The following is a 7,663-nucleotide window of genomic DNA, read 5'->3' as shown; positions in this document are numbered from 1 at the left end:
GCGTTCATCCTGAGCCAGGATCAAACTCTCCATTGTAAAATATTCCTGCACCATGGCGAACCATGGCTGATGTCGAGATGCGCTCCTTGCTCGTAGTTTGACGTTTGCTCGTCTAATTCGATTTCGCTTGTTTCCTACCAGCCGAAGCTAGTAAGATACTTACTATTTTGTCTGTTTCCGTCATTCAAAGAACGTGTGTCACTTCCAATTGAAGTAACCGTGTAAGTCAACTTAGCGACTCGTTTTTTGGCCGTTTGCCAGCCTTGTTTGTGATTGGGAGTGCAAAGGTAAGTAAACTTTTTGACTTTCCAAATTTTAAACAGAAAAGTTTTGGTGGCTTTTTCTGCTGTTTTGGTTGCCTAGCCGCCTCCAGTTGAAGCGGGGTGCAAAGATACAGAAAGCATTCCCTGCTTTGCAAGAGCCTGAAAGAATTTCTTTTTTCTACGTCTCGCGCAAGCGATATAGTGGACATCGCTTGCCGCCTAACTTAGAGGCTTAACATATTTTATTTCTTTTGAGAGAAATGCGACTTCCAGGTTTCCAGTAGGCCTCTTGCCGTTTTGGGACTGCAAAGGTAGTAGGACTTTAGGAACGAACAAGGGGCAGGTTGCGAAATACGTTTAGCAGAGGATGTAAGTGACTGAGGATGTCGAAGAAAAATTCTTTGAGCCATTATTTTCGTCTTAAAGCTCACAAATGAGAAAGCTTTACTTCTGGGCACTCAATTAACTTGTATGTTACCTCGATTGAGCAACTTAAGATTAAGTAATCAGTAAATTCCATGTAACTCAGGCACTAGCTATGGTCACTATCAAATACATGACCTATAAACTATCCGTCACGCTGATACACATAGAGCAAATCAGTGGCGTTGCCTAGCTCTAGCTGTACTTTGACCTCCTCCCATTAAACTAGGCCAGGGTAAAGTAGAGAAAATCGGGCACTTGTCGTACCTTAAAACCCCAGACAATGCCATGAAAAAGACCAAGTTTACCGAAGCCCAAATCGTGTTTGCCCTGCGCCAGGCCGACACCGGCATCACCGTGGCGGAGGTGTGCCGAAAAATGGGCATTAGCGAAGCCACCTACTACAACTGGAAGAAAAAATACGGCGGCTTGGGTGTGCCCAAATTGAGGCGGCTCAAGCAGTTAGAAGAGGAAAATCAGCACCTCAAACAGCTCGTAGCCGACCTGAGCCTCGACAAGCAGATGCTACAGGACGTGCTCAAAAAAAAGTTTTAAGGCCCGTGCAGCGTCGGCACGCGGCCCAACACTTAATTGACGCTTATCGCATCTCGGCTCGCCGTGCCTGCCGAGTCATTGGCTTGCAGCGCGCCAGCTTCGCTTATAAAGCATGTAGACGCGATGATACCGTTTTGCGCCAGCGCTTGCGCGAACTGGCGCAAGTGCGTGTACGCTAGGGTAGTCAGCGCCTTTATATCCTACTGCGTCGAGAGGGCTGGATGGATAACCACAAGCGTATTCATCGCCTGTACTGCCTGGAAGGCTTGAACTTACGCAGCAAGCGCCCGCGGCGTAACCGGGCAGCTGCCCACCGATTAGAGCGGCTCCCACTAGGTAAGTTGCACCAGAGTTGGAGCATGGACTTCGTGGCCGATAACCTCTTCGATGGCCGTAAAATCCGCGCCTTAACTATAATCGATAATTTTAGTCGCCAATGCCTGGCCATTCACGTCGGCCAGTCGCTCAAAGGCGAAGACGTAGTGGCCGTGATGCAACGCTTACACCAGCAGCTAGGCGTGGTGCCGGAGCGCATCCAGGTCGATAAGGGCAGTGAATTTATCAGCAAAGCGCTCGACCGCTGGGCCTATGACCAGCATGTCACCCTGGACTTCTCGCGGCCGGGCAAACCGACCGATAATCCGTACATTGAGTCGTTTAATGGCAGCTTCCGCGACGAGTGCTTGAACGTGCACTGGTTTCTGTCACTGGCCGACGCGCAGGAGAAAATCGAACACTGGCGCCAAGAATACAATGGCTTTCGACCGCACAGCTCGCTACAGAATTTAACGCCCGATGAGGTAGTGGCTGCCGCCACTACTGTCGAGCTTCAGAACGCCTGATGCTCCACTTTCAACCGGCTTAGTATTTGGGAGGAAGTCAAGGGAAGCGTACATAGCCAGTCGGCAGGAAGGCCATCTACCAATGGTAATCGCCGTTTTCTACTGTGCCAGCAAAGTAGGTGGGCGTTATTAGACTAAGTGCCTGCGTAAGAAGTTGAATGAAATGTTCAGTCAACTCCTTACTCTCTCGGAGGTTGGGCGGCCATTCGCTACACTTTTTGGCAATGTTTTCAGTTGTAAAATCCTTATTATAAGGAACATTGCGGACTTTTGCTAACTCACTATCTTTTACAGGAGTCAGCTTATCATCGGTTGCTGATGGGCCACCTATGTCGTATTTCCGCCAAAACGCAGCCCGGGCATTCACCTCTGGAGTAGTACTGCGCCTAGAGGAGTGTTCTGCCAGTGGGATGTTGTGGTCTATTCTAATTGGCAGTAGCAGTTTCAGGTAGGAGTTGAAGCAGTTGGGAAGCCTATGGCTTTGCCCAGGAGCACAAGAGCGGAGCTGTAACCAATCGAGTTGCGTGATGATGACTACTTCCTGTAGCATCCTGGGCTGACTTTTTACCTGCTATTTACCTAGCGCATAATCGTGCTCACTCTATCTGGGCCGACGCTGACAATGCGGATGGGCACTTGCAATTCTTTTTCGAGGAAAGCCAGATAGTCGCTCAACTGCTGGGGGAACTGGGCGGCGTCGGTAACCTGGGTGAGGTCGGTATTCCAGCCGGGGATAACCTGATACTCGGGAGTGACGGTGTGGAACTCACCGGGGTCGGGCAGGCGGGTGGTGCTTTCGCCGGCGGCATTGCGGTAGTGGGTGCAGGCCTGAATTTCGGCGAAACCGTCGAGCACGTCAGCTTTCATGAGGTGCAACTCGGTAACGCCGTTGAGCATGATAGCGTAGCGGAGAGCGGGTAAGTCTATCCAGCCGCAGCGGCGGGGGCGACCGGTGACGGCGCCGAACTCGCGGCCAGCCTTGCGGAGCTCCTCCCCTACTTCGTCTTCGAGCTCGGTGGGGAAAGGGCCGCTGCCCACGCGGGTGCAGTAGGCTTTAGTAATACCATACACTTTGTCGATGTGGCGGGGCGAGATGCCCAGGCCGGTGCAGGCGCCTGCCGAGATGGTGCTGGAAGAGGTGACATAGGGATACGTACCAAAGTCGATGTCGAGCAGCGAGCCTTGGGCACCTTCGGCGAGGATACGCTTGCCTTGGGAGAGCAGGTCGTTGAGGAGATACTCGGTATCAGTTAGTTGCAGGGTACGTAAGAACTCGATGGCGGAGAAAAACTCGGCTTCGAATTCTTCGATTTCCAACTCCTTATTATAAGGAGCGGCGATGCTAGCGTGGTGGGCTACTGCTTCCTTATAACGCTCTTGGAAATCGGGTAGTAGGATGTTGCCGACGCGCAGGCCAACCCGGCCGATTTTGTCGGAATACGTAGGGCCAATTCCTTTGAGGGTACTGCCGATTTTGGTATTGCCGCGGGCTTCTTCGTTGATGCGGTCGAGGGCGCGGTGCGAGGGCAGGATGAGCTGCGCTTTTTTGGAGATATAGAGATTTTTGCTCCAATCGACGCCGCGGTCGGTGAGTTTTTGCAGCTCTTCGCGGAATACTACGGGGTCGAGGACTACACCATTACCCACTACGTTGAGGATATGGGGGTGAAAAATACCGCTTGGCACTTGGCGCAGCACGTGCTTTGTGCCGTCGAAGGTGAGGGTGTGGCCGGCGTTGGGGCCGCCCTGGAAGCGGGCTACGGCATCGTAGGTGGGGGCGAGGACATCGACAATTTTACCTTTTCCTTCGTCGCCCCACTGGAGGCCTACTAATACGTCTACTGGCATGATTTCAATTATCAGTGAGCAATTAGCAATTATCAATATCTCTTCGATAATCGGGCACTAATTACTCGGGTGTTGGTGGTATTTTAAGTGATTAATATTTAGACCTGCCGGAGCTTTAGCACAAAAAAATAGCCGCCTAGGAGGCGGCTACGGTCAACTGTTGGCGGGCGGTGGGGGCGTCGGCGACTACGGTGAAAATATTGCTTAGCTTGGTAAGCGCCAGCATTTTTTTAGGGTGGTCGGCGGGGTTAATAAGGACCATTTCGCCGCCGCGGCTGCGAAATTTAGTGAGGAGCGAAACTAAGACTCCAATGCCTGTGCTGTTGATGTAGCGGACGTCGGAGAGGTCAACAGCGCAGTGGATGACTGCTTCGCCCAGGTATTCATTCACGGAGTATAACAGCTGCTCGGTATCGATGCTACCGATGAGGTCGCCGGTGAGCGTGAGGAATAGAATGCCGTTGTCTAGCGTGCTGAGGGTGTTCATGTAGCTATTTGGCCGGCTCGGAAGCAGGATGGGCGGCGGATTTGGCGCGGCAGTCGCCACAGATACCGTACAAATTTAGTGAATGATGGAGAATGTGGAAGTTTAGCAAGTCGCCCACCATGGTTTGAATACCGTGAATACGCGGGTCGCAAAACTCGACTACCTTGTGGCACTCAGTGCAAATAACGTGGTCGTGCTGCCGATAGCCGTAACTTTTCTCGTATTGCGCAAGGTTGCGGCCAAACTGATGCTTGCTCACGAGGCCCTGCTCAACTAGCAAATCCAGCGTGTTATAGACGGTGGCGCGGCTCACTTGCAGGTTGCGCTCCTTCATACCGGCGTACAACTCCTCCACATCGAAGTGGCCGGAGCGCACGTAAATTTCTTCGAGAATAGCGTAGCGCTCGGCCGTTTTGCGGAGGCCTTTATTTTCGAGGTGGGCGGTGAAGATTTTTTTGACTTCTTCGAGACGGTCGGTGTTGAGGGTGGCTTGACTGGAGGCGCTGGGCGTGTGGCGAGCAGCGTAGCCAGTTTCGGAAGAGCCACCGGCTCCCTGGGCGGCTTCGGTAGCCGGTGTCGGGTGGGAGGTATTCACTGTATTAAAGAGGATATAAGCGCGAGATAATCTACCCTACGTAAGCGATGAAGGCTGGCTTAGGTTTCAGCGCTCGAAATAGAGGTGGTAATGATTGGCACAACCGGGGTTGAAGGCGACCTGGCAAACCGGGCAGGTATTAGCGCATGCCAAGTAGCTACTTATACTGAGGGTGCTACGGCAATTACCGCAGTAGATAGCTTCTTCCTGATATTCTGCCTTTGGCCATACAATAGACTGATGGTCAGCTTGTTCCTCGTGGCACTGAATGCAGGCATAGAACGTATTACAGCACTTAAATTTGATGGCGATGATATCGCGCTCTGAGTGGTAATGCACGCACTGGGTGCGGGCGTTTACCTGGGTGCCGTGGACGAGCGGGGCTGATATCATCAGGATTCAAAACGCTCAACTTGCAGTACACCATTTACTTTACTAAGGCGCTGGATGAGCTTATTGAGATGGTCGGTGTCGTTGACGAATACCATAATCTGGCCCTCAAAGAAGCCATCGTTGGAATCGACGGTGATGGAGCGCATATTCACCTTGAGGCTGGTGGAGATGATGCGCGTGACGTCGTTGACGATGCCCACGCGGTCGGAGCCCTTGAGGCGGATGCCGGCCAAGAAGGCCAGTTCCAGTTGGTCGGTCCACTTGGCACGCACAATGCGATTGCCGTAGTTCGACATGAGGTCGACGGCGCGGGGGCAGGTGGTGCGGTGGATGATGAGGCCGGTTTCGGTTTCAAAACCGAATACATCGTCGCCGGGAATGGGATTGCAGCAGCGTGCCAAGCTGTGGTTGAACTTGTCGGTGCGCTCCCCTACCACCAGCATGTCGGCGCGCACGCCCCGGATTTTCTGCACTTCGTGGTCGAAGGTTTTACGCTCCAGCACTGAATCGGCGCGGGCGGCGGTGGTCACCTTGAACAGGGAATCGCGGATTTCGCGGCCATCGAGCTGGCCCACGGCCAAGCGGTAGTAAAAATCCTGCGCGGTGGCCACGTTGAAATAAGTGAGCAGCCGCTGCAAGTTATCGGGCGTGTTTTCGACGCCAATCAACTCTAGGCGCTTTTCTAGGATAAACTTGCCGTCGTCAGTTTTGGCGCGCTTGTCGTCGCGCAGGAAGTCCTTGATGCGGGTTTTGGCCTTGCTCGTTATCACGTAGGTGAGCCACTCGGGGGTGGGGCGCTGCTTGTGCGAGGTCAGGATTTCGACCTGGTCGCCGTTGCGCAACTGGTAGCTGAAGGGCTCCAGTTTTTGGTTGACTTTGGCACCAAGGCAGTGCAGGCCGATGTGGGTGTGAATATCGAAGGCAAAATCGAGCGCCGTAGCTTTGTCAGGCAAAATAACGAGCTTACCCTTGGGCGTAAAGGTGTATACCTCCTTCACGAACAGGTTCTGGCGGAACTCGTCCATAAATTCGAGCGCGCTGGAGTTGTTAGTTTCCAGCATTTCGCGCACGCGGTTGACCCAGGCTTCGAGCGTGGACTCGGGCTGTAGGCTACCGGTATCCTTGTATTTCCAATGGGCAGCGTAGCCTTTTTCGGCAATATCATCCATGCGACGCGAGCGAATTTGCACTTCCACCCACTGGCCGGGGTGCGACATGACGGTGGTGTGCAGGCTCTCGTAGCCGTTGGCTTTGGGGGTGCTCACCCAGTCGCGCAGCCGGTCGGGGTTGGGCTGGTAAAAGTCCGTGACAATAGAATACACCTGCCAGCAAGCGGCCTTTTCCTGCTCGGGCGGCACATCTAGGATGACCCGGATGGCAAACAGGTCATACACCTCCTCGAAGGTGACGTTCTGCTTACGCATCTTCTTGAGAATCGAGTAGATGCTTTTCGGCCGGCCCTTTATCTCATAGTTGAATCCCTGCGCTTTGAGCTCATCATCAATGGGTTGCACAAACTCCTTGATGAAGCGGTTGCGGGCGCTCTGGCTCTGCTTGACCTTGCCTTTTAGCTCAGCATACACCTCCGTATCGGTGTATTTCAGGTGTAGGTCCTCCAGCTCCGTTTTGATAGCGTAGAGTCCTAAGCGGTGGGCCAACGGCGCGTAGAGGTAGATGGTTTCGCTAGCGATTTTGAGCTGCTTGTGGCGCGGCATCGAATCGAGCGTGCGCATATTATGCAGGCGGTCGGCGAGCTTGATGAGAATCACGCGCACATCCTCGCTCAGGGTGAGCAGCATTTTGCGGAAGTTCTCCGCCTGCTCGCTGGAACCGTATTCAAAAACACCCGATATTTTGGTGAGCCCGTCGATGATGCGCGCCGTTTTGTGGCCAAAATCGCGCTCGATATCCGAGATTTCGGTGGGCGTATCCTCTACCACATCGTGCAGCAGGGCCGCTACAATGCTGGTGGTGCCCAGGCCGATTTCCTCCACTGCAATCTGAGCCACAGCGAGCGGGTGCAGGATGTAAGGCTCACCAGATTTGCGGCGCATATCCTTATGCGCTTCCAGGCTTTGGTTGAACGCCTTCTTAATCAGCTTGGTATCACCGTCGTGCAGGTACGGCTTAGCCGTGCGCAACAGGCGGCGGTATTGGCGCAGGATTTCCTGGCGTTCGGCTTCGAGGTCAATTACGGGAGGCATGGTAGCGCAAATAACAAGCTGGCGCGCCAAAAGGTGGCGAGTGTGCGGTAAGC

General features: G+C 53.5%; 5 protein-coding genes and 1 pseudogene. 1 reads left to right on the top strand and 5 read right to left on the bottom strand.

The window, feature by feature from the left end; all coding sequences use genetic code 11:
• Window positions 1–974 precede the first annotated feature (974 nt).
• Window positions 975–2,083, top strand: a pseudogene (locus tag ACYVGC_RS12005) (IS3 family transposase).
• 579 nt (window positions 2,084–2,662) lie between these two features.
• Here ACYVGC_RS12005 and ACYVGC_RS12000 read toward each other — a convergent pair.
• The 5 genes from ACYVGC_RS12000 to ACYVGC_RS11980 form a co-directional block, all read right to left on the bottom strand.
• Window positions 2,663–3,931 (bottom strand): adenylosuccinate synthase, encoded by a 1,269-nt coding sequence (locus ACYVGC_RS12000; protein ID WP_460584062.1) that lies wholly within the window; start codon window positions 3,929–3,931, stop codon window positions 2,663–2,665.
• Window positions 3,932–4,067: 136 nt separating this feature from the next.
• Complete coding sequence (locus ACYVGC_RS11995) at window positions 4,068–4,418, bottom strand: STAS domain-containing protein (protein ID WP_460584061.1); 351 nt, start codon at window positions 4,416–4,418, stop codon at window positions 4,068–4,070.
• 4 nt (window positions 4,419–4,422) lie between these two features.
• Window positions 4,423–4,869 carry a Fur family transcriptional regulator gene (locus ACYVGC_RS11990; protein WP_460584069.1) on the bottom strand — a complete coding sequence of 149 codons (447 nt, stop codon included), beginning with the start codon at window positions 4,867–4,869 and terminating at the stop codon, window positions 4,423–4,425.
• A gap of 210 nt (window positions 4,870–5,079) precedes the next feature.
• Window positions 5,080–5,406, bottom strand: a complete 327-nt coding sequence (locus tag ACYVGC_RS11985) for a CHY zinc finger protein (protein ID WP_460584060.1) — start codon at window positions 5,404–5,406, stop codon at window positions 5,080–5,082.
• Window positions 5,406–7,610, bottom strand: coding sequence for a RelA/SpoT family protein (locus ACYVGC_RS11980; protein ID WP_460584059.1), 2,205 nt, complete (start codon window positions 7,608–7,610; stop codon window positions 5,406–5,408). The genes ACYVGC_RS11985 and ACYVGC_RS11980 overlap by 1 nt, the downstream gene beginning before the upstream one ends.
• Between the last annotated feature and the right edge of the window lie 53 nt (window positions 7,611–7,663).

Source organism: Hymenobacter arcticus (assembly GCF_054779975.1).
This window is presented reverse-complemented; position numbering and strand designations above follow the sequence as displayed.

What these genes read in the sequence shown, in the direction of transcription:
- ACYVGC_RS12000 (WP_460584062.1), bottom strand. Translation starts at nt 3,931, where the DNA reads ATGCCAGTAGACGTATTAGTAGGCCTCCAGTGGGGCGACGAAGGAAAA.
- ACYVGC_RS11980 (WP_460584059.1), bottom strand. Translation starts at nt 7,610, where the DNA reads ATGCCTCCCGTAATTGACCTCGAAGCCGAACGCCAGGAAATCCTGCGC.
- ACYVGC_RS11985 (WP_460584060.1), bottom strand. Translation starts at nt 5,406, where the DNA reads ATGATATCAGCCCCGCTCGTCCACGGCACCCAGGTAAACGCCCGCACC.
- ACYVGC_RS11995 (WP_460584061.1), bottom strand. Translation starts at nt 4,418, where the DNA reads ATGAACACCCTCAGCACGCTAGACAACGGCATTCTATTCCTCACGCTC.